This window comes from Chromobacterium sp. Beijing, assembly GCF_021496765.1.
Lineage (GTDB): Bacteria > Pseudomonadota > Gammaproteobacteria > Burkholderiales > Chromobacteriaceae > Chromobacterium.
In genome coordinates, this window is sequence record NZ_CP053750.1 from 4,343,697 (window position 1) to 4,363,053 (window position 19,357).

Here is a 19,357-nt window from a genome sequence, read left to right on the forward strand (position 1 = left end):
CGCAGGCTTAGAACGGCCTCTAAAACCGCAGCGTCAGCATCCGCGCCAAGGCCCGGTCCTCCGGCCGGGCCGAGCGCATGCGCTGGCGCAGCGTCTGCCGCAGGCAGTCGATGAAGCAGCGGGCGGCGTAGCCGTGGGCCTGCCCCTGCAGGCTGATTACGCCGATGACGATATCCTCCATGTCTTCCCGCAGCGACAAGGCCTGGGTCTTGCCGGCGAATTCCGGGCACAGCAGCAAGGGCTCCGGCCCGTAGCTGAGCATGCCGGCCTGGACCAGGCCGGCCAGCAGCGCCATGGATTGCGCGCAGATCAGCCGTTCCGGCGCGATCGCCAGGCCGTGGCGGGTGAACAGCCGGTCCAGCACGTGGCGATAGCTGGAGGGGCTGTAATTGACCACCCAATCCTGCTCCAGCAGCTCGGACAAGGACTGCGCGCGCAGCGCCGGATGGCCGTTGCGGGCGAACACCCGGCCGCCGTGGCTGAACAGCGGCTGGCAATGGAATTCCTGAGCCAGCGGGTCGAACAGCGGGCTGATGGCGAAATCCATCTGGCCGTCGCGCAGCCGCGGCAGCGCCACCGCCAGCAGGCCTTCGAACAATTCCAGCCGGATCGCCGGCAGCCGTTGGCGAAAGCGCAACACCACCTCGGGCAATAGCGTGGGCACCAGCCAAGGCGTGACGCCTATGCACAGCCTGGCGTCGCGCTGGCCGCGCAGCGCCTCTAATTCGTCATGAGCGCGCTCCAGCTGCATCGCCACTTGGCGCGCGTGGATCAGCAAGGCCCGGCCCGCCTCGGTCAGCCGCGCGCCGCTGGCGTGCCTTTGCAGCAGGGGCAGCCGCTGTTCTTCCTCCAGTTCGCGCAGCGTTTTGCTGACCGCCGCCTGCGACAGGTCCAACATGCGGGCGGCGGCGCGAATGCCGCCGCCGTCGGCCAGCGCGATCAGCGCTTGCAGTTGCTGCAGTTTCATCTCTCCTCCAAGCCGACAACCAGAAGTGTTCTCGATCACCGTTCTGCGGCTATTCACCTATTAACTATTGCCGCTAGTCTGGGATCGCAGTCGCGGCGCCGCGTCCGTCGTCGCCACGACAGTGTGCGACAAGAGCGTGATAGACACCAAGGAGACGACGCCATGAACGCCCCCATTCTGCCCGGCATCCGCGATATCGCCCCGGCGATGATCGCGCTGCGCCACGATATCCACGCCCACCCCGAACTGGGCTTCGAGGAGGTGGAGACCCGCCGCCATGTGATCCGCTGCCTGCGCGACTGGGGCTACGAGATCCACGAAGGACTGGGCGTGACCGGCGTGGTCGGCACCCTGCGCCGCGGCGCGGGCCGAGCATAGGCCTGCGCGCCGACATGGACGCGCTGCCCATCCAGGAAACCACCGGCCTGCCCTGGGCCAGCCGCGTGGAGGGAAAAATGCACGCCTGCGGCCACGACGGCCATACCGCGATGCTGTTGGCGGCGGCTTGCGAGCTGGCGCGGCGCGACAGCTTCAGCGGCACCGTGCATCTGATTTTCCAGCCGGCGGAAGAGGGCAAGGGCGGCGCCAAGCGCATGCTGGACGACGGCCTGTTCCGGCTCTTCCCCTGCGACGCCATCTTCGCCATGCACAATATGCCGGGTTTCCCGGTGGGCCAGTTGGGCTTCCGGCCCGGCCCCTTCATGGCTTCCGCCGACACCGCGGTGATCCGCATCCGCGCCACCGGCGGCCACGGCGCGGTGCCGGACAAGGCGGTGGACCCGGTGGTGGTGGCCGCGTCCCTGGTGATGGCGCTACAAAGCGTGGTGGCGCGCAATGTGTCGCCGCTGGACATGGCGGTGGTGACGGTGGGGCTATCCTGGCCGGTGAGGCCCCCAATGTGATTCCGGAGAGCGCGGAAATGCGGCTGAGCATACGTGCGCTGCGGCCCGAGGTGCGGGCCTTGCTGCGGCAACGCATCGAGGCGCTGGCCGCGGCCCAGGCCGCCGGCTTCGGCGCGCGCGCCGAGGTGGATTACCAGGACGGTTATCCGGTGCTGGTCAACGACGCGGCGGCCACCGCGCTGGCGCGGCAGGTGGCCGTGGACTGGCTGGGCGAGGGTGGGGTGGTGGCGGAGATGCCGCCGCTGACCGGCAGCGAGGATTTCGCCTTCTGGCTGGAGCGGGTGCCGGGCTGTTATCTGATCATAGGCAATGGCGACGGCGAGGGCGGCTGCATGGTGCACAACCCCGGCTACGACTTCAACGACCAGGCCTTGCCGGTGGGCGCCAGCTACTGGGTCAAGCTGGTGGAGCGCTATCTGGGCGGCGCGGCCGGGGCGGGCAATGACGGCCGCCCAGTTGTCGGCGGCGCGGTCGGCCGCGCCCAGCCGGCGCGCGATCACCGCCATCACCGTGGGCAATGCGCTGGAGTTCTACGACTTCATCGTCTACAGCGCGCTGGCCACCTTGATGGGGCGTTTGTTCTTTCCGTTCAGCGACGAGCCGCTGCTGCAGCTGATGCTGTCCTTCGCGGTGTTCGGCACCGGCTTCATCAGCCGGCCGATAGGCGGCATCGTCATCGGCCTGTACGCGGACCGCAAGGGACGCAAGCCGGCGCTGCGGCTGAGCCTGTGGCTGATGGCGATAGGCTCCATGCTGTTCGTGGTGGCGCCCACCTACGCCCAGGCCGGCCTGCTTGGTCCGGCGCTGGTGGTGCTGGGACGGCTGGTGCAGGGCTTCGCCGTCGGCGGCCAGGTGGGGCGGCCACCTCGATGTTGATGGAGTACGCCGACGACAAGTCGCGCGGCTACTACTGCAGCTGGCAGCTGTTCAGCCAGGGCCTGGGGGTGTTGGCCGGCACGCTGACGGTGAGTTTGCTGAGCGCGCTGTTGCCGGCGGCGGCGATGGAGGCCTGGGGCTGGCGGCTGGTGTTCGCCATCGGGGTGTTGGCGATTCCGGTGGGCGAGTATATCCGCAGCCAGCTGGACGAGACCGCGGCCTCGGCGGTGGCGCCGCAGGCGACGACGGAACCGGCCGGGCCCTTGCTGCGCCGGCACGGGCGGCAGATATTGGCCGGGGTATTGCTGACCATAGGCGGCACCGGGCCCAACTTCATCATCGCCCACTATCTGGCCAATCACGCGGTGACGGTGCTGGGCATGCCGCTGGCGGTGGCGATCTGGGCGGCGTCGACCGCGGCCCTGTTGCAAGTGCTGCTGTCGGTGGCGGCCGGACGCTGGAGCGACCGCGTCGGCCGTCGCCGTTCCATTCTGTGGCCGCGCTTGGTCTTGCTGCTCTTGCTGTATCCGGGCTTCATGCTGTTGAACGCCGCGCCCGGCCTGCCGACGCTGCTCTTGGTCGTGGTGCTGCTGACAGTGCCGCTGGTGTTGACCGCGGTGCCCAGCATCGCGGTGCTGCCGGAGTTGTTTCCGCGCCGCATCCGCGCCAGCGGCATGTCCATCGTCTATTGCGTGGGCGTGATGATTTTCGGCGGCTTCGCCCAGTTCTTCGCCGCCGGCCTGATCCGGCTGACCGGCGATCCCAACGCGCCGGCGCTGTACGCAGTGTTGTGCATCCTGGTGTCGATGATAGGGCTGGCGATGGTGCCTGAGACGGCGAACCGGCCGCTGGACTGAGCTTGCCGGCCCGGCATGGCCGGGCCGGATTCAGACGGACAGCCGTTGCCGCAGCGCGTCCATTCTTTGCTCCATCGCCTCCGCGGACAGCGGCGCGCCCAGCAGATAACCCTGCATCGCCGAGCAGCCGAGCTTGCCCAGATAGTCCTGCTGCTGCGGATGCTCGACGCCCTCAGCCAGGGTGTCCATGCCCAGCGCGTTGGCCAGGTGGACGATGGCGGAGACGATGGCGGCGTTTTCCTCGTCCTGCGGCAGGTCGATGATGAAGGAGCGGTCTATCTTGATGGTGTCCGGCGCGAAGCGTTTCAGATAGGCCAGGCTGGAATAACCGGTGCCGAAATCGTCTATCGACAAGCGGACCCCCATCGCCTTGATCACCGCCAACTGGCGAGCGGCGAAGTCCGCGTCCTCCATCAGCGTGCTTTCGGTGACTTCGATCTCCAGGCAGTAGCCTGGCAGACCGCTGCTTTGCAGCGCGTCGCGCACATCGTCGACGAAGTCCGGCCGCGTCAGCTGCCGCGCCGAGACATTGACCGCCATGCGCACCGGGCGCAGGCCGCTGTCGTACCATTGCGCCGCCTGGCGGCAGGCTTCGCCCAGCACCCAGCGCCCCAGCGGCACCACCAGGCCGGTGTCCTCGGCGATGGGGATGAAGCGCGAAGGCATGATCAGGCCGTGTTCCGGATCGCGCCAGCGCACCAGCGCCTCGCAGCCCAGCAGGCGTTCGCCGCTCATATTGAATTGCGGCTGATAAACCAGGTAGAGCTCGCCGTGTTCGATGGCGCGGCGCAGCCGGGTTTCCAGATGCAGCCTTTCGGCTACTTCCACGTTCATTTCCCGGGTGTAGAAGCGGAAGGTGCTGCGGCCGTGCGCCTTGGCGTGGTACATGGCGAGATCGGCGTTCATCAGCAGGTTCTGCAGATCGCGGCCGTCGTCCGGCATCAGGCTGATGCCTATGCTGCAACTGACGTTGAGCTGATGGGCGCCGATGTCGAAGGGCCGCTGCATCGCGGCCAGCACGCGCTCGGCCACTTGCGCGGCCTCGCCGGGCTGGTCGATGGACGGCAGGATCAGCACGAACTCGTCGCCGCCGGTGCGGCCGACGGTGTCCAGCGCGCCCACTGCGGCGCTTAGGCGGCCGGCCGCCTGTTTCAGCAATTCGTCGCCCAGGCCGTGGCCCAGGGTGTCGTTGATGTTCTTGAAGTGGTCCAGATCGACGAAGAGCACCGCCAGCTGGCCCTGACGCAACTCGGCCTGACGGATGGCCTGCTGCAGCCGGTCGTTGATCAGCACGCGGTTGGGCAGATCGGTCAGCGCGTCGTATTCGGCCAGATGCTGCACCCGCGCCTCCTGCTCCTTGCGTTCGGAGATGTCGGTGAACAGCGCCACATAGTGGCTGATCTCGCCCTGTTCGTTCTGCAGCACGCTGATGTTCAGCCATTCCGGGAAGATGTCGCCGTTCTTGCGACGGTTCCAGATCTCGCCGGACCACTGGCCGCGCTGGGTCAGCTGCTGCCACATGTTTTCGAAGAAGGCCGGTTCGTGACGGCCGGAGGCGAGCAGGGCGGGAGTCTGGCCCAGCGCCTCGGCCTCCTCGTAGCCGGTGATCGCGCAGAAGGCGCGGTTGACCGCCAGGATGCGGTTGTCCGGGTCGGTGACCAGGATGGCCTCGTTGCTGGATTCGAACACCTTGGCGGCCAGGCGCAGCTGGCGGTCGGTCTGGCGGCGCGCGGTGATGTCCCGGCCGGTGGCGCACAGATAGTCTTCGCCCTGGTAGTTGAGCGGACTGACGGTGACTTCCAGCCATTGCTCCTCGCCGCAGCACTGCAGCCGGGCGTCGAAGGTATGGGGCAGGGCGTCCGCGGCCGGGCGGAACAGCGCGCGGGTCAGCGTCGCGGCGTCGCAACCGCAATCCAGCCGTTGGCGCGCCGCCTGGTTGCAGTAGACGATGTCGCCGGCGGCGTTGCGCAGCGCGATCAGATCGGTGGCGTTGTCCACCATGAAATGGCTGAGGCGCAGATCGCGCGAGCGCTGTTCCAGCGAGAGGTGGCTTTGCTGCAAGTCCTGGCGGTAGCGCTGCACCAGCGCGTTGAGCCAGCGCAGGAAGAACCAGCAGAAGGCGGCGGCGACCAAGAGGGCGGCCAGGGTCAGCAGCAGGGTGGCGACGATGCGTTCGCGCAGACTGCGCTCCAGTTCCTGGCGCGCGCGCTGGCTGCTGTCTTCTATCGATTGCACGCGCAGGCTGGTGACCAGGGTCCAGTCCCAGCCGGGCAGCTGGCGCGCGTAGGACAGATAGCGTTCGCCTTGCGGCGCGTCCAGGCTGCTGATCAGGTATTCCATGAAGCCGCCTTGCTTGCCGCGGCGGATCAGCTCGGCGATGCGGCCGCGGTCGGCGCCGGGCAGGGCGGAGTAGTGCTTGCCGTTCATCGCCGGATTGGACGGGTCCAGCAGGATCACGCCGTGGCGGTCTATGATCATGAAGTCGCCGCTGTCGTGGCCGAAGCGCATGCGCGCCAGCATCTCCAGGCCTTGCTTCTGCATGTCGGTTTCGACGTTGTTCAGGTATTCGCCGCTGCCTATCAGCCAGTTGTAGGGGCCGAAGCGGCGGGCGTAGGCGACTTTCTCGCTCATCTCGCCGCGGCCCGGCTGGTACCAGCGGTAGGAGCTGAAGCCGCGCTGTTGCGGGTTGTCCACCGATTCGATCAGCGCGCGCATGATGTAGCGGCCCTGATCGTCGCGGTTGGCCAGCAGCGAGCCGCCCTCCAGCTGCGGCGCGGTGGGCAGCAGCACGCAGCGTCCGTCCAGGCCGTCGATGAAGAAATAGCCGCGGCCGTCGAAGTAGCGCAGCGGCCGCAGCGCCTCCGCGATCAGCCGCTGCACCTGATGCGGTGGGCGGCGCAGGCGTTCCTGGCGCCAGATGGCGTCGGCCAGGTTCCAGGCCTGGTCCACCTGTTCGCGCAGCCTTTGCTTCAAGGTGTCGTTGGTGCGTTCGCGCAGCGCGGACAGGGTTTGCGCGGCGTGGTCGGCGTAGGAGCGCAGGTAGTCGCGCGCGCGCGCGTAAGCGTCCTGGCGTATGGTGTGCTGGCGGGCCTGGAAATCGTTCCAGCTGCTCAGCAGGAAGTAGCTGGACAAGGTCAGCGCCAGCATGAACACAATGGCGAGCGTGCCAAACAATTGCAGACGGGACAGCTTGGCCTGATTCAACTCCATGTTTTTGTCGTTATCGCTCGATGGACCCGCCAGTATAAGGGATTATCGCGTTTGTCATGGCAAAATGTCGGGCCGGCCGGGGCGGAATCGGGTAGAATGGCGGCCGGAAGTTGGCCAGGCAGTCGCTGCGTTCGTTCGCAAGAACGGACGGGGAGGAAAGTCCGGGCTCCGCAGAGCAGGATGCCGGTTAATGGCCGGACGTCGTGAGGCGATGGAAAGTGGCGCAGAGAGCTGAACCGCCGATGGCCGGAGGAAGCGTCCGCAAGGACGTGGACTCTTGATTTCGCCGCGCAAGCGGCGAGACGGATCAGGCAAGGGTGAAAAGGTGTACTGGCCGGGCGAGAGCCCGGTCGGACAGATAGGGTGTGGTGCCCTATTCTGCGGTAAGAGCGCACCGCGGACGTGGTAACACGGACGGCAGGCAAAACCCCATCCGGAGCAAGACCAAATAGGGGGAATTGACGTTGCTCGCGTATATCCCCGGGTAGGTCGCTTGAGCCTGTCGGTAACGGCAGGCCTAGAGGAATGACTGTCCAACGACAAGACCCGGCTTATCGGCCAACTTCCACCTCATCCCCGCGACCCCATGGCTTGACGCTATGGGGTTTGCTCAAAAAATAAGCAAAAAAAATCCACGTTCCTGGGAAAAAGCTTTACAATACCGGCCCTTCAGTCAGCTATCCCAGAGTTTCGCAAGCATGCGCATTGGTTCGTACACATTGAAAAACCGGCTGATCGTGGCGCCCATGGCCGGGGTGACGGATAGACCGTTCCGCATGCTGTGCAAGCAATTGGGCGCCGGCATGGCGGTATCGGAAATGATCACCTCCAACAAGGCGCTGTGGACCACGGCCAAGACCTTGCGCCGCGCCGACCACGCCGGCGAGGTGGAGCCGATCTCGGTGCAGATCGCCGGCTCCGATCCGGCGCAGATGGCCGAGGCGGCGCGGCTCAACGTGGAGCGCGGCGCGCAGATCATCGACATCAATATGGGCTGTCCGGCCAAGAAGGTGTGCAATGTGGCCGCCGGTTCGGCCTTGCTGCGCGACGAGGCGCTGGTGGGACGTATCTTGGAAGCGGTGGTCAAGGCGGTGGACGTGCCGGTGACGCTGAAGACGCGCACCGGCTGGAGCCCGGAACACCGCAACGCGCTGCGGGTGGCCAAGCTGGCCGAGGATTGCGGCATCGCCGCGCTGGCCTTGCACGGCCGCACCCGCGAGGACATGTATCGCGGCGCGGCCGAGTACGACACGATACGCGAGGTGAAGCGGCAGATCCGGATTCCGCTGATCGCCAACGGCGACATCGATACCCCGCAGAAAGCACAGTGGGTGCTGGAACATACCGGCGCCGATGCCATCATGATAGGACGGGCGGCCCAGGGCAGGCCGTGGATTTTCCGCGAAATCCAGCATTTTCTGGAGAGCGGCGAATGCCTGCCGCCGCCGGAAGTGAGCGAGATCCGCCAGCTCTTGCTGGGGCATCTGGATGAGCTATACCAGTTTTACGGCGAATATTCGGGCTGCCGCATCGCCCGCAAGCACATCGCCTGGTACACCAAGGGACTGCAGGGCGGCAACGCGTTCCGCCAGCAGATGTACCAACTCGAGTCCACGGCGGAGCAGCGCTTGGCCGTGGCGGCCTATTTCGACCGTTTGGCCGGAGACTCTGAACGGCTGGTGTATTTGGATGGCGCTGGGGAAGCGTTGGACCACGACTCGGAGACGGTGGTGGATGGCTAATTCCAATCAGACTTGGACAGAATAATAACCATGCAGAACAATGACCATATCTCGCAGTCGGTGCGGCTGGCGATGGAACAGTATTTCAGGGACCTGGATGGCGAGAACCCCTCCGCCATCTACGACATGGTGTTGGCTTGCGTGGAAAAGCCATTGCTCGAGGTGGTGCTGATACACACCCAGGGCAATCAGACCCGGGCGGCGGAGTTGCTGGGATTGAACCGCAACACCCTGCGTAAAAAGATGAAGTCTTATGATTTGATATGAAGACAAACCGGCCATACCGAATAGGGTGGCCGGTTTTTTTTGTGTTCCTTTTTAGTTAACGCGGTAGAGAACCATGAGCAAAATCGAACGCGCGCTGATCAGCGTCTCCGACAAGAGCGGCATTCTGGAATTCGCCCAGGCCCTGGCTTCCCAAGGGGTGCACATCCTGTCCACAGGCGGCACCGCCAAGCTGCTGGCCGACGCCGGCGTGCCGGTGACCGAGGTGTCCGACTACACCGGCTTCCCGGAAATGCTGGACGGCCGGGTCAAGACCCTGCATCCGAAAGTGCATGGCGGCATCCTGGGCCGCCGCGATCTGCCGGAGCATGTGGCCAAGATGGCCGAGCATGAGATCGGCAACATCGATCTGGTTTGCGTCAACCTCTACCCGTTCGAAGCCACCATCGCCAATCCGGACTGCGAACTGGAAGACGCGATCGAGAACATCGACATCGGCGGCCCGACCATGGTGCGTTCCGCCGCCAAGAACTGGGCGCACGTGGCCATCGTCACCGACGCCGCCGATTACGCGGCGCTGGCGGAGGAGATGCGCGCCAACGGCGGCGCGCTGTCCAAGGCCACCCGCTTCGAATTGGCCAAGAAGGCCTTTACCCACACCGCGGCCTACGACGGCGCGATTTCCAACTACCTGACCAGCCTGGCCGACGGCGCGCTGGCGGGCAAGCCGGAACGCGTGGCCTTCCCCAAGCGCCTCAACGCCCAGTTCGTCAAAGTGCAGGACATGCGCTACGGCGAGAACCCGCACCAGGCGGCCGCCTTCTATCGCGATCTGGACCCGGCCGCCGGCTCCATCGCCAATTACCGTCAGCTGCAGGGCAAGGAACTGTCCTATAACAACATCGCCGACGCCGACGCCGCCTGGGAGGCGGTGAAGACCTTCGACGACACCGCCTGCGTCATCGTCAAGCACGCCAACCCCTGCGGCGTGGCGGTGGCGGGCGACACCTTGAGCGCCTACCGGCTGGCTTTCGCCACCGACACCACCAGCGCTTTCGGCGGCATCATCGCCTTCAACCGCCCGGTGGACGCCGCCACGGTGGAAGCGGTGACCGGCCAGTTCCTGGAAGTGTTGATCGCGCCGGCTTTCACCGAGGAAGCCAAGGCCGTGATCGCCGCCAAGAAGAATGTGCGCGTGCTGGAAATCCCGCTGGAGATCGGCGCCAACCGCTTCGAACTGAAGCGCGTCGGCGGCGGCGTGCTGGTGCAGACGCCGGACATCCGCAATGTGGGCCTGGACGAATTACGCGTGGTGACCCAGCGTCAACCGACGCCGCAGGAGCTGTCCGATCTGCTGTTCGCCTGGCGCGTGGCCAAATATGTGAAGTCGAATGCAATTGTTTTCTGTAAAAATGGTCAGACTGCCGGTATCGGCGCCGGCCAGATGAGCCGCGTCGATTCCACCCGCATCGCCGCGCGCAAGGCGGCCGACGCCGGCTTGAGCCTGCAGGGCGCGGTGGCGTCATCCGACGCCTTCTTCCCCTTCCGCGACGGCATCGACGTGATCGCCGAGCAGGGGATCAAGGCCATCATTCAGCCGGGCGGTTCGATGCGCGACGAAGAAGTGTTCGCCGCCGCCGACGAGCACGGCATCGCGATGGTGCTGACCGGAGTGCGTCACTTCCGCCACTGAGCGGTTCCGATTAACCGGAGGAGGCCGGCATGCCGGCTTCTTTACATGGATTTGTTGTTTTTCCGATGAGAGCAATAGTTTGTTGGCTGGGCGCCGGCTTGTTGGCGTCCGCCAGCCTGGCGGCGCAGGCCGAAGAGACGGCCGCCGAGCCGCAAGGTTTCTGGCAACGCGGCCGCGCCAATATCGAGGCGACCTGGCGTTCCGACCAGTACGAGTTGTACGTGCCGGCGGTGACGTGGCACAACCGCGCCTTCTACGATAGAGAGAAGATCCGGCAATTCAACGAACGGCCGTGGGGCTTGGGCGCGGGACGTTATCGCTACGACGCCGACGGCGACTGGCACGCGGTGTACGCGATGGCCTTCCTGGATTCACACAAGGATGTCGAGCCCTTCGTCGGCTACGCCTTCCAGAAAATATGGCGCCCATTGGACGGCTGGCGTTTGGGCGCGGGCTTCACCGCCGGCGTCACCGCGCGCTCGGACTACAGCTACGCGCCCTTGCCGGCGGTGCTGCCGCTGGTGTCGGTGGAATACCGCCGCCTGGCCTTGCAGGCCACTTATATCCCGGGCGGGCACAATAACGGCAATGTCTTGTTCGCCTGGCTGCGCTGGCAGTTGGGCTGAGTGAAGAATCCGGCGCGTTGCGACGCGCCGTAAAAACGAGTGGAGCATCGAACATGAAAGTACTGGTTATCGGCTCCGGCGGACGCGAGCACGCGCTGGCCTGGCGCATCGCCAAGTCGCGCCGGGTATCCAAGGTCTTCGTCGCGCCCGGCAACGCCGGCACCGCGCTGGACCCCAATCTGACCAACGTCGAGCTCGGCAGCGTGGCGGAGTGGGTGGCTTTCGCCAAGCAGGAGAAGATCGAACTGACGGTGGTGGGCCCGGAAGCGCCGCTGGCGGCCGGCGTGGTCGACGCCTTCCGCGCCGAAGGGCTGCGAATCTTCGGCCCCACCCAGTATTGCGCGCAGCTGGAAAGCTCCAAGGATTTCGCCAAGGCCTTCATGAAGCGCCACGGCATTCCCACCGCCGCGTACGAAACCTTTAGCGACGCCGCCGCCGCCCATGCCTATGTCGACGCCAAGGGCGCGCCCATCGTGATCAAGGCCGACGGCCTGGCCGCCGGCAAGGGCGTGGTGGTGGCGCTGACGCTGGACGAGGCGCACGCCGCCATCGACGATATGCTGGTGGGCAACAAGATGGGCAGCGCCGGCGCGCGCGTGGTGATCGAGGACTTCCTGCAGGGCGAGGAGGCCAGCTTCATCGTGATGGTGGACGGCGACCACGTGTTGCCGATGGCCACCAGCCAGGACCACAAGCGCTTGCTGGATCAGGATCAGGGCCCGAACACCGGCGGCATGGGCGCCTACAGCCCGGCGCCGGTAGTGACGCCGGCGGTGCACAACCGGGTGATGCGCGAAATCATCCTGCCCACGGTGCTGGGCATGAAGAAGGACGGCCACAGCTATACCGGCTTCCTCTACGCCGGGCTGATGATAGACGCGCAGGGCAATCCTTACACCATCGAGTTCAACTGCCGCTTCGGCGATCCGGAAACCCAGCCCATCATGGCGCGTCTGAAGTCGGACTTCACCGTGTTGCTGGAAGCCGGCGTCAACGGCCGCCTGAACCAGGTGGAGGCGGAATGGGACCGGCGCGTGGCCTTGGGCGTGGTGCTGGCGGCCGAAGGCTATCCGGAAGCGCCGCGCAAGGGCGATCTGATCAGCGGCCTGCCGCCGGAGAGCGAGGACGGCATGGTGTTCCACGCCGGCGTCAGCCTGGACGCGGACAAGCAGCTGCGCAGCAACGGCGGCCGCGTGTTGTGCGCGGTGGGCCTGGGCGACAGCGTCAAAATGGCGCAGGGCAAGGCTTACGTGCTGGCCGACCAGATTCAGTTCGCCGGCAAGCAGATGCGCCGCGACATCGGCGCGCGCGCTATCGGCCGCAAACATTAGCGTCTTGCCGCTTGATAGAGAAACAGCGCCGCAAGCGGCGCTGTTTTCATTTTCGGGCTTGGTTCCGGCTCAGCCCAGTTCGGCCTGGCGCAGGCCGGGCGCGGCACCGTCCTTGGCCGACAGTTGCGGCTCGCCGTCCAGCGGCCAGGCAATGGCCAGCTCCGGATCGTTCCAGGCGATGGAACGCTCCAGCTCCTTGAACCAATAGTCGGTGGTTTTGTACAGGAACTCGGCGCTGTCCGACAGGGTGAGGAAGCCGTGAGCGAAACCGGGCGGCACCCAGAGCTGACGTTTATTGGCGGCGGACAGGTGTACGCCCACCCATTGGCCGAAACTGGCTGAGCCGGAGCGGATGTCGACGGCGACGTCGAAGACTTCGCCGGCGATCACCCGCACCAGCTTGCCCTGGGCGTGCGGCGCCAGCTGATAGTGCAGGCCGCGCAGCACGCCCTTGGCCGAGCGGCTGTGATTGTCCTGGACGAAGGGCGCGGCGCGGCCGACGGCGGCTTCGAAACGCTGTTGATTGAAGCTTTCGAAAAAGAAGCCGCGTTCGTCGCCGAATACGGCGGGTTCGATGATTTTGACGTCGGGAATGCGGGTGTCGATGATGTTCATGTGTCGCTCGTCAAGATCAATAGACCGGCTGATCCAGCATTGCCAGCAGATAGCGGCCGTAGCCGGTCTTCTGCAGCGGTTTGGCCAGTAGGCGCACCTGCTCGTCGCCTATCCAGCCGGAACGGTAGGCCACTTCCTCCGGGCAGGCCACTTTCAGGCCCTGACGGCTCTCTATGGTGGCGATGAACTGGCTGGCTTCCAGCATGGATTCATGGGTGCCGGTGTCCAGCCAGGCGTAGCCGCGGCCCATGGTCTGCACCGAGAGCTGGCCCTGCTGCAAATAGACGTTGTTGACGTCGGTGATCTCCAGCTCGCCGCGCGGCGAGGGCTTGATCGCCTTGGCGATGTCCACCACCTGCTCATCGTAGAAGTACAGGCCGGTCACCGCGTAGTTGGACTTGGGCTGCGCTGGTTTTTCCTCGATGGACAGCGCCTTGCCGTCGGCGTCGAAGGCCACCACGCCGTAGCGCTCCGGGTCGTTGACGCGGTAGGCGAACACGCTGGCGCCGCTGCGCTTGGCGTTGGCGTCTTGCAGCAAGGCGGAAAAGTCGTGGCCGTAATAAATGTTGTCGCCCAGCACCAGCGCCGACGGCGCGCCGGCCAGGAAGTCCTCGCCGATGATGAAGGCCTGGGCCAGGCCGTCCGGACTGGGCTGCACCGCGTATTGCAGCCGCAGCCCCCATTGGCTGCCGTCGCCCAGCAGTTGTTCGAAACGGGGCGTGTCCTGCGGGGTGGAGATGATCAGGATCTCGCGGATGCCGGCCAGCATCAGCGTGGTCAGCGGATAGTAGATCATCGGTTTGTCGTAGATGGGCAGCAATTGTTTGCTGACGGAAATGGTGGCCGGGTACAGCCGGGTGCCGGAGCCGCCGGCCAGGATGATGCCTTTGCGTGCCTGAGTCATTGAATGTCTTTCTGTTGCGGCTGGGCGCCGAGTTCGGCCAGCACTTGTTTGACGCCGCTTTCCCAGTGCGGCAGCGCAAGGCCGAAGGTCTGCCGCAGCTTGGCGCAGTCCAGCCGGGAGTTGGCGGGGCGGGGCGCCGGCAATGGATAGTCGGCGGTGGTGATCGGCTCGATGTCGGCCGGCGACAGCCGCAGCGCATAGCCCAGTCTGCCGGCCTCGGCCACCAGGAAGCGGGCGTAGCCGTGCCAACTGGTTTCGCCCTGCGCCGCCAGATGATAGCTGCCGTAGGCGAAGCCGGCCGGGTCGCGCAGATAGTCGCGCAGCAGGGCCACGGTGACGTCGGCGATCAAGGCGGTGGAGGTGGGCGCGCCGATCTGATCCGCCACCACCTTCAGGCTGTCGCGCTCCTGCGCCAGGCGCAGAATGGTCTTCAGAAAGTTGCCGCCATGGGCGCCGAACACCCAGCTGGTGCGCAGAATCAAGTGCCGCGGCGCGGCGGCGCGCACCGCCTCCTCGCCCGCCCATTTGCTTTGGCCGTAGACCGAGCGCGGCCGGGCCGGGTCGTCCTCGCGCCAGGGCTGTGCGCCGGCGCCGTCGAATACGTAGTCGGTGGAGTAGTGCAGCAAGAGCGCCTGGTGCTGAGCCGCCCATTGTGCCAGCAGCGCCGGCGCGGTGGCATTGACCGCATGCGCCTGTTCCGCCTCGCTCTCGGCGCGGTCCACCGCGGTGTAGGCGGCGGGATTGACGATGATGTCGGGCTGGTGGCGTTCCAGCGCCTGGCGGACGCTGTCTGCCCGGCTCAGGTCCAGTGCGGCCCGGCTGAGCGCGACGACCTCGCCCAGCGGCGTCAGCGCGGTCCGCAACCGATGGCCGAGCTGGCCGTTGACCCCGGTCAGCAGAATGGTGGGTGAGCGCTCAGCCATAGTGCTGGTTCACCCAGTCGCGATAAGCGCCGCTGCTGACGTTGGCGACCCAATCCTGATGTTGCAGATACCAGGCCACGGTTTTGCGGATGCCGCTATCGAAGGTTTCCTGCGGCTTCCAGCCCAATTCGTGCTCCAGCTTGCGCGCGTCTATCGCGTAGCGGCGGTCGTGGCCGGGGCGGTCGGCGACGAAGGCGATCTGTTCGGCGTAGCGGCGCGCCGGGTCGGCTTGAGGCGCCAACTCGTCCAGCAGCGCGCAGATCGTTTTGACCACGTCCAGATTGGTCTTCTCGTTCCAGCCGCCGACATTATAGGTTTCGCCGGGCACGCCGGCTTCCAGCACGCGGCGGATGGCGCTGCAATGGTCTTTGACGTAGAGCCAGTCGCGAACCTGGCTGCCGTCGCCGTAGATGGGCAGCGGCTTGCCGGCCAGGGCGTTGAGGATCACCAGCGGAATCAGCTTCTCCGGGAAGTGATAGGGGCCGTAGTTGTTGCTGCAATTGGTGGTTAGCACCGGCAGGCCGTAAGTGTGGCGCCAGGCGCGCACTAGGTGGTCGGACGCGGCCTTGGACGCCGAGTAGGGGCTGTTGGGCTCATAGCGGTGGAGCTCGGAGAAGGGCGCGTCGTCGGGTCCCAGCGTGCCGTAGACTTCGTCGGTGGAGACGTGCAGCAGGCGGAAGGCGGCGCGGTCCGCGTCCGCCAGCCTTGTCCAGTAGCCGCGCACGCTCTCCAGCAGATTGAAGGTGCCCACCACATTGGTCTGGATGAAGTCGCCTGGTCCGTGGATGGAGCGGTCGACATGGCTTTCCGCGGCGAAATTGAGCACCGCGCGCGGCTGGTGTTCGGCCAGCAGGGCGTCGAGCAGCGCGCGGTCGCCGATGTCACCGCGCACGAAGACATGGCGCGGGTCCTGTCCCAGGGTTTTCAGGGTGTCGAGATTGCCGGCGTAGGTCAGCGCGTCGAGATTGATGATGCGCTCATCGCTCTGCGCCAGCCAGTCCAGCACGAAATTGCCGCCGATGAAGCCGGCGCCGCCAGTGACCAAAATGCTCATATTGTTCTTTCAATAGCTTGAATCAGAAAACTGGCTCATTGCGGCCGCGGGATGGTACGGCTGCAAGAGGATGACAAAAATATTTTATGGGTTCAATGAATAATATCGACAGCTTGGCTAGGTTCCAAATGCTTAAAAATATCGGAGCGGGGCGGTGAAGGAAAGGGGCAGATTTATGGCATTTTTACAGTTGGCATCGGAAATTCGACATTGACTTGATGCGGCTTCTCCTAGATTGGAGGTGAATGGCGAAGGCCGGCCTGCTTATAGGCCGGAGACCGAGCCTGATGTCGAGGAGAGTTCATCGTGAGTCGTATCGCATCGCCGGCAGTGCCGGGGGCCGGAGGCCGATGGCGCGGGGTCGCGCATTTCCTGCGTCATGAGCGCCGCTGCTGGCGCCGGCTGGCGTATTGGTTGAAGCAATTTCGCAGCGACAGGCCGCCGCTTCGCTGCTACGCCTGGCGGCCGGCGCCGGAGGATGTTGACGACGCGGCGTCGAAGCGCTAGGTCGCCGCCGCGGACAGCGGTACAATGCGGCTTTACTTTCGCATCGCCGTCCATCATGAAGTTCACGCCAGGCCAGGTGCGGCCCGTGCCCCGTCTGCCCGGCCGCGCCCTGCAACAGCAGGCCCGCGCCGCCTTGAAGCAAGGCGAGGTCATCGCCTATTCCACCGAGTCCTGCTACGGCCTGGGCTGCAATCCGCTGGATGTGCGCGCCATCCGCAAAATTCTGGCGATCAAGGCCAGGCCCAATCACAAGGGGCTGATCGTGATCGCGGCCGACGTCTCCCAGATCCGTCATCTGATCCGTCCGTTGAGCGCCGCCCAATACGCGGAACTGGCGCGCTACTGGCCCGGTCCATATACTTTTTTGCTGCCGGCCTCGAGCCGGGTGCCGCCGGCCTTGCGCGGCAAACACGACAAGATCGCCGTGCGCGTGACAGCGCATGGCGAGGCGGCGGCCTTGTGCCGCAGCCTGGGCACGGCGCTGGTGTCCACCTCGGCCAACCGCGCCGGCCAGCAATCGCTGAAAACCGCGCGGGCCTGCCGCGAGGCTTTCCGCCAGCGGGTGCTGACCCTGCCGGGCCGCATCGGCAAGCGGCGCAAACCGTCCACCATCATTGATTTGGAAACAGGCCGCGTGTTGCGCTGAGCCTGGCGATTACAAGAGGAGTTGCCGTGCAACAGATTTCCTTCCTGAGCCTGATCCTGGACGCCAGCCTGATGGTGCAATTGGTGATGGCCGGCCTGGCCTTGATGTCGGTGCTGTCCTGGGCCCTGATCTTCAACAAGATCGCCGTGCTGCGCGCGGCGCGGCGCAATAGCGATGAGTTCGAGCGTAATTTCTGGAGCGGCGCGGACCTGAACCGCTTGTACGAGGACGCCAGCCGCCGTAGCGACACCGTGGGCATGGAGCGCATTTTCCAGTCCGGTTTCGCCGAGTTCCTGAAGCTGCGCGGCCGCAACGGCACCGAGCTGTCCGACATCATGGCCGGCTCGCGCCGGGCGATGAAGGCGGCGGCGCAGCGCGAGCTGGACGCCCTGGACAGCCATACCTCCTTCCTCGCCACCGTCGGTTCGGTCAGTCCTTACATCGGCCTGTTCGGCACGGTGTGGGGCATCATGCATGCCTTCATCGGCCTGGGCAACGCCGGCCAGGCCACCTTGTCCACGGTGGCGCCGGGCATCGCCGAGGCGCTGGTGGCCACCGCCATCGGCCTGTTCGCCGCGATTCCGGCGGTGGTGGCCTACAACCGCTTCGCCACCGACGTCGACCGCTTGGCTACCCGCTTCGACAGTTATATGGAAGAGTTCTCCAACATCCTGCAGCGCTTGGCCACGCGTTAAGCCTGGCCCGTCCGCGGCAAAATTGGACTTGCCACGGACATTCCCATACGGCATGGTATCCGGTTCCACTTTCCCGAGCCGCACCATGCCGTTTTCGCGCATCCCCCCGCTGACCTTAGCCGCTTTCTTCGCCCTGTACGTGATCTGGGGCTCCACCTATATGGGCATACGCATAGGCATCGAGTCCTGGCCGCCGATGATGATGGCCGGCCTGCGCTTTTCCCTGGCCGGCTGGCTGATGCTGGCCTATCTATGCTTGCGCAAATACCCGATGCCGAACGCGCGGGAGCTGGGCGGCGCCGCCTTGCTCGGCGTGCTGATGCCGGCGGTGGGCAACGGCTTGGTCACGGTGGCGGAGAAAGACGTGTCCTCAGGCGTGGCCGCCTTGGTGATCGCCACCGTGCCGCTGTTCACCCTGTTGTTCGCGCGCATGTTCGGCCAAAAGGCGCGCAAGGTGGAATGGGCCGGCATCGGTCTGGGCGTTTGCGGCATGGTGCTGTTGAATATGGGGGCCAATCTGAAGGCCAGCCCCAGCGGCGCCGCGCTGCTGCTGCTGGCCTCCGCCGGTTGGGCGCTGGGCTCGGCCTGGAGCCGCCATCTGGCTCAGCCCAAGGGACCGATGGGCAGCGCCTGGATGATGATTTTCGGCGGCGCAGCCTTGTTGCTGGCCAGCCAGGCTTATGGCGAGAAGCTGCAGGCGATGCCGACGCTGTCAAGCTGGCTGGCCTTGTTTTACCTGGCGGTGTTCGGCTCCATCATCGCTTACAGCGCCTATCTGCACTTGCTGAAGACGGTGTCTCCGGCCGCCGCCACCAGCTACGCCTACGTCAACCCGGTGATCGCGGTTTTGCTGGGCGTGGTCTTCCTCGGCGAGCATATCGGCCTGCACGAGATGCTGGCAATGAGCGTGATCGTGGCGGCGGTGGTCTTGATCAGCTGGCGGCGTTAGCCCGTCAGCAGCGACATGCGCCGCAGCAGGCGCCGGCCTTGGCGCTGGTGTTGAATCACCGCGCCGATGTGGGCGGTCAATAGCAGAGCCAGCAGCACATTGCTGGCGAAGTGCAGCCTGGCCAGCGCGCGCGTGGCCGCGCCGGCTTCCAGGCTGGGCGGCAGCGTGATCAGGCCGAACACGTCGACCGGCCGCTCCATCATCAGCCAGCCGCTGGCCAGCGATAGACAGCTCAGCAGATAGAGCAGCGCGTGGGCGCGGCGCGCCAGCCGGTGCTTGGCGGGCGGAACGCCGGCCGGCGGCGGCATGCGGAAGCTGGCGCGGTAGACGACGCGCAGCAGGAAGACCGGCATCAACAAGGTGGTCAGCGCAACGTTGAACGGCGGAATCGCCGCGGCGACGGCGGGCGGCAGCGCGCCGGAGGCGAGCGCGAAGCCGCTGATCATCGCCCACAGGATCACGACTGCGCAAATCCAGTGCAGCCAGGCGGCGATGGGCGGATAGGTCTGGGTTGAAGTTTCCATCGGAATCGGCTTTCTTGCGAATCCCGGCAGGCGACGCGCGGCCGCCGTCCTGCCTGCGTCGCGGGCATGGCGCGGTGGCCATCCAAGGAATGGGCCTGCGGCAGGAGGAGT

At 65.7% G+C, this 19,357-nt stretch carries 19 protein-coding genes, 1 other RNA gene and 1 pseudogene; 14 read left to right on the forward strand and 7 right to left on the reverse strand.

The features are described from left to right. Positions 1-19: 19 nt before the first annotated feature. Complete coding sequence (locus tag HQN78_RS20220) at positions 20-967, reverse strand: LysR substrate-binding domain-containing protein (protein WP_235085836.1); 948 nt, start codon at positions 965-967, stop codon at positions 20-22. Between the two features lie 162 nt (positions 968-1,129). Here HQN78_RS20220 and HQN78_RS20225 point away from each other — a divergent pair, with 162 nt between their 5' ends. The 5 genes and pseudogenes from HQN78_RS20225 to HQN78_RS20245 all read left to right on the forward strand — a co-directional run bounded on the left by HQN78_RS20225 (position 1,130) and on the right by HQN78_RS20245 (position 3,602). Next, a complete protein-coding gene (locus HQN78_RS20225; protein WP_235085838.1) occupies positions 1,130-1,345 on the forward strand; it encodes a hypothetical protein in 216 nt (71 codons plus the stop codon). Between the two features lie 14 nt (positions 1,346-1,359). Beyond that, positions 1,360-1,869 carry an amidohydrolase gene (locus HQN78_RS20230; RefSeq protein WP_235085840.1) on the forward strand — a complete coding sequence of 170 codons (510 nt, stop codon included), beginning with the start codon at positions 1,360-1,362 and terminating at the stop codon, positions 1,867-1,869. Continuing rightward, positions 1,866-2,219 (forward strand): annotated as a pseudogene (locus HQN78_RS20235) (M20/M25/M40 family metallo-hydrolase); the annotation flags it as partial. The gene HQN78_RS20230 and the pseudogene HQN78_RS20235, both read left to right, overlap by 4 nt. Before the next feature lie 91 nt (positions 2,220-2,310). Further along, on the forward strand, positions 2,311-2,745 hold the full coding sequence (locus HQN78_RS20240; protein WP_235089871.1) for an MFS transporter: 435 nt from the start codon (positions 2,311-2,313) through the stop codon (positions 2,743-2,745). Next, complete coding sequence (locus HQN78_RS20245; protein WP_235089873.1) at positions 2,739-3,602, forward strand: MFS transporter; 864 nt, start codon at positions 2,739-2,741, stop codon at positions 3,600-3,602. The genes HQN78_RS20240 and HQN78_RS20245 overlap by 7 nt, the downstream gene beginning before the upstream one ends. 30 nt (positions 3,603-3,632) lie before the next feature. Here HQN78_RS20245 and HQN78_RS20250 read toward each other — a convergent pair whose 3' ends face one another. Further along, a complete protein-coding gene (locus HQN78_RS20250) occupies positions 3,633-6,812 on the reverse strand; it encodes an EAL domain-containing protein (protein ID WP_227105627.1) in 3,180 nt (1,059 codons plus the stop codon). 106 nt (positions 6,813-6,918) lie between these two features. Between HQN78_RS20250 and rnpB the strand changes: the two genes are divergently transcribed. The 6 genes from rnpB (at position 6,919) to purD (ending at position 12,429) form a co-directional block, all read left to right on the forward strand. Continuing rightward, positions 6,919-7,382, forward strand: an RNA gene (rnpB, locus tag HQN78_RS20255) — RNase P RNA component class A. A 128-nt stretch (positions 7,383-7,510) separates the two neighbouring features. Continuing rightward, complete coding sequence (dusB, locus tag HQN78_RS20260; RefSeq protein ID WP_107801030.1) at positions 7,511-8,554, forward strand: tRNA dihydrouridine synthase DusB; 1,044 nt, start codon at positions 7,511-7,513, stop codon at positions 8,552-8,554. A gap of 30 nt (positions 8,555-8,584) precedes the next feature. Beyond that, positions 8,585-8,821, forward strand: coding sequence for a DNA-binding transcriptional regulator Fis (fis, locus tag HQN78_RS20265; RefSeq protein WP_019100932.1), 237 nt, complete (start codon positions 8,585-8,587; stop codon positions 8,819-8,821). 73 nt (positions 8,822-8,894) lie between these two features. Continuing rightward, complete coding sequence (gene purH / locus HQN78_RS20270; protein ID WP_107801029.1) at positions 8,895-10,472, forward strand: bifunctional phosphoribosylaminoimidazolecarboxamide formyltransferase/IMP cyclohydrolase; 1,578 nt, start codon at positions 8,895-8,897, stop codon at positions 10,470-10,472. A gap of 65 nt (positions 10,473-10,537) precedes the next feature. After that, positions 10,538-11,098: a lipid IV(A) palmitoyltransferase PagP gene (gene pagP, locus HQN78_RS20275; RefSeq protein ID WP_227105626.1), complete on the forward strand. Its 561-nt coding sequence runs from the start codon at positions 10,538-10,540 to the stop codon at positions 11,096-11,098. Between the two features lie 53 nt (positions 11,099-11,151). Continuing rightward, positions 11,152-12,429, forward strand: coding sequence for a phosphoribosylamine--glycine ligase (gene purD, locus HQN78_RS20280; RefSeq protein ID WP_107801027.1), 1,278 nt, complete (start codon positions 11,152-11,154; stop codon positions 12,427-12,429). Positions 12,430-12,498: 69 nt separating this feature from the next. On the opposite strand, the gene rfbC is transcribed toward purD, so the two are convergent. Genes rfbC through rfbB form a run of 4 tightly spaced genes read right to left on the reverse strand, consistent with a single transcriptional unit; the run spans position 12,499 to position 15,925 of the window. Then, positions 12,499-13,044 carry a dTDP-4-dehydrorhamnose 3,5-epimerase gene (gene rfbC, locus HQN78_RS20285; protein WP_235085842.1) on the reverse strand — a complete coding sequence of 182 codons (546 nt, stop codon included), beginning with the start codon at positions 13,042-13,044 and terminating at the stop codon, positions 12,499-12,501. Between the two features lie 16 nt (positions 13,045-13,060). Continuing rightward, on the reverse strand, positions 13,061-13,948 hold the full coding sequence (gene rfbA, locus HQN78_RS20290; protein ID WP_205464805.1) for a glucose-1-phosphate thymidylyltransferase RfbA: 888 nt from the start codon (positions 13,946-13,948) through the stop codon (positions 13,061-13,063). Next, positions 13,945-14,871 (reverse strand): dTDP-4-dehydrorhamnose reductase, encoded by a 927-nt coding sequence (gene rfbD, locus HQN78_RS20295; protein ID WP_235085845.1) that lies wholly within the window; start codon positions 14,869-14,871, stop codon positions 13,945-13,947. Before rfbD ends, rfbA begins: the two co-directional genes overlap by 4 nt. After that, positions 14,864-15,925: a dTDP-glucose 4,6-dehydratase gene (gene rfbB / locus HQN78_RS20300; protein ID WP_235085847.1), complete on the reverse strand. Its 1,062-nt coding sequence runs from the start codon at positions 15,923-15,925 to the stop codon at positions 14,864-14,866. The genes rfbD and rfbB overlap by 8 nt, the downstream gene beginning before the upstream one ends. Before the next feature lie 592 nt (positions 15,926-16,517). Between rfbB and HQN78_RS20305 the strand changes: the two genes are divergently transcribed. The 3 genes from HQN78_RS20305 to yedA all read left to right on the forward strand — a co-directional run bounded on the left by HQN78_RS20305 (position 16,518) and on the right by yedA (position 18,722). Next, complete coding sequence (locus HQN78_RS20305) at positions 16,518-17,078, forward strand: L-threonylcarbamoyladenylate synthase (RefSeq protein WP_227105591.1); 561 nt, start codon at positions 16,518-16,520, stop codon at positions 17,076-17,078. 35 nt (positions 17,079-17,113) lie between these two features. After that, a complete protein-coding gene (tolQ, locus tag HQN78_RS20310; protein WP_368651269.1) occupies positions 17,114-17,773 on the forward strand; it encodes a protein TolQ in 660 nt (219 codons plus the stop codon). 85 nt (positions 17,774-17,858) lie between these two features. Further along, positions 17,859-18,722: a drug/metabolite exporter YedA gene (yedA, locus tag HQN78_RS20315; protein ID WP_227105589.1), complete on the forward strand. Its 864-nt coding sequence runs from the start codon at positions 17,859-17,861 to the stop codon at positions 18,720-18,722. Here yedA and HQN78_RS20320 read toward each other — a convergent pair. Further along, complete coding sequence (locus tag HQN78_RS20320) at positions 18,719-19,246, reverse strand: cytochrome b (protein ID WP_235085850.1); 528 nt, start codon at positions 19,244-19,246, stop codon at positions 18,719-18,721. The two genes, yedA and HQN78_RS20320, sit on opposite strands and share 4 nt — an antisense overlap. Positions 19,247-19,357 lie beyond the last annotated feature (111 nt).

Bases quoted from the DNA above. Each gene is read 5' to 3' on its own strand.
- HQN78_RS20240 (WP_235089871.1), top strand. From the start codon at position 2,311: ATGACGGCCGCCCAGTTGTCGGCGGCGCGGTCGGCCGCGCCCAGCCGG.
- yedA (WP_227105589.1), top strand. From the start codon at position 17,859: ATGCCGTTTTCGCGCATCCCCCCGCTGACCTTAGCCGCTTTCTTCGCC.
- pagP (WP_227105626.1), top strand. From the start codon at position 10,538: ATGAGAGCAATAGTTTGTTGGCTGGGCGCCGGCTTGTTGGCGTCCGCC.
- purD (WP_107801027.1), top strand. From the start codon at position 11,152: ATGAAAGTACTGGTTATCGGCTCCGGCGGACGCGAGCACGCGCTGGCC.
- HQN78_RS20220 (WP_235085836.1), bottom strand. From the start codon at position 967: ATGAAACTGCAGCAACTGCAAGCGCTGATCGCGCTGGCCGACGGCGGC.
- HQN78_RS20250 (WP_227105627.1), bottom strand. From the start codon at position 6,812: ATGGAGTTGAATCAGGCCAAGCTGTCCCGTCTGCAATTGTTTGGCACG.
- purH (WP_107801029.1), top strand. From the start codon at position 8,895: ATGAGCAAAATCGAACGCGCGCTGATCAGCGTCTCCGACAAGAGCGGC.
- HQN78_RS20245 (WP_235089873.1), top strand. From the start codon at position 2,739: ATGTTGATGGAGTACGCCGACGACAAGTCGCGCGGCTACTACTGCAGC.
- rfbA (WP_205464805.1), bottom strand. From the start codon at position 13,948: ATGACTCAGGCACGCAAAGGCATCATCCTGGCCGGCGGCTCCGGCACC.
- rfbC (WP_235085842.1), bottom strand. From the start codon at position 13,044: ATGAACATCATCGACACCCGCATTCCCGACGTCAAAATCATCGAACCC.
- HQN78_RS20230 (WP_235085840.1), top strand. From the start codon at position 1,360: ATGGACGCGCTGCCCATCCAGGAAACCACCGGCCTGCCCTGGGCCAGC.
- fis (WP_019100932.1), top strand. From the start codon at position 8,585: ATGCAGAACAATGACCATATCTCGCAGTCGGTGCGGCTGGCGATGGAA.
- rfbD (WP_235085845.1), bottom strand. From the start codon at position 14,871: ATGGCTGAGCGCTCACCCACCATTCTGCTGACCGGGGTCAACGGCCAG.
- HQN78_RS20225 (WP_235085838.1), top strand. From the start codon at position 1,130: ATGAACGCCCCCATTCTGCCCGGCATCCGCGATATCGCCCCGGCGATG.
- rfbB (WP_235085847.1), bottom strand. From the start codon at position 15,925: ATGAGCATTTTGGTCACTGGCGGCGCCGGCTTCATCGGCGGCAATTTC.
- HQN78_RS20320 (WP_235085850.1), bottom strand. From the start codon at position 19,246: ATGGAAACTTCAACCCAGACCTATCCGCCCATCGCCGCCTGGCTGCAC.
- dusB (WP_107801030.1), top strand. From the start codon at position 7,511: ATGCGCATTGGTTCGTACACATTGAAAAACCGGCTGATCGTGGCGCCC.